Origin of the sequence: Halorhodospira sp. 9621 (genome assembly GCF_022228055.1) — a bacterium.
Classification (GTDB): domain Bacteria; phylum Pseudomonadota; class Gammaproteobacteria; order Nitrococcales; family Halorhodospiraceae; genus Halorhodospira; species Halorhodospira halophila_A.
Window position 1 is genome coordinate 1 of sequence record NZ_JAJNRD010000113.1, and the last position, 500, is coordinate 500.

The following is a 500-nucleotide window of genomic DNA, read 5'->3' on the forward strand; positions in this document are numbered from 1 at the left end:
CGCTCTGGTGTGGCGTATCGCTGCTCATGTTGCCCCTTCTTGGTTACCTGTCAGCAGCGAGTTGAGCCGCTGCAGCGCCTCATCGAGCTCGAACTGTTCCACGAGGGCCTCCAATGCATCGCAGTCGAGTCCCTGGCCGCGCAGGTAGGCCAGGGCCTCCTGGAACGTTTCCTCCTCGATGAGTTCGCTGGCCTCCAGTTTTTGCCGCAGGCACGTCACGGCCTCCGGCGACCCTTGCCGGGCTGGTTCCGGCTCGCTGTTGAGCCCGTTTAAGGCCTGACCGGCATCCTGCAAAGCCTGCTCAAGGGCTTCGATGCATTCCGCGGTGACCGCATGACCGGTTTTCAGGGCGTGATCGATTTGCTCCGCCTGCTGCTGCAGGTCCACGGCCCCGAGTGTTCCGGCCACGCCCTTGAGGGTGTGGGCGAGTCGGCTCGCCTGCGCGTTATCACCGGCGCGCAGATAGTCGATCAGCGCGGTGTAGTCCGTGGTCAGTTGGC

At 64.2% G+C, this 500-nt stretch carries 1 protein-coding gene; it reads right to left on the reverse strand.

Annotation, left to right across the window (positions count from 1 at the left end; translation table 11 throughout):
• Nucleotides 1-24: 24 nt before the first annotated feature.
• A partial coding sequence (locus LRF89_RS13345; RefSeq protein WP_238637389.1) for an Hpt domain-containing protein occupies nt 25-500 on the reverse strand: 476 nt, incomplete at its 5' end.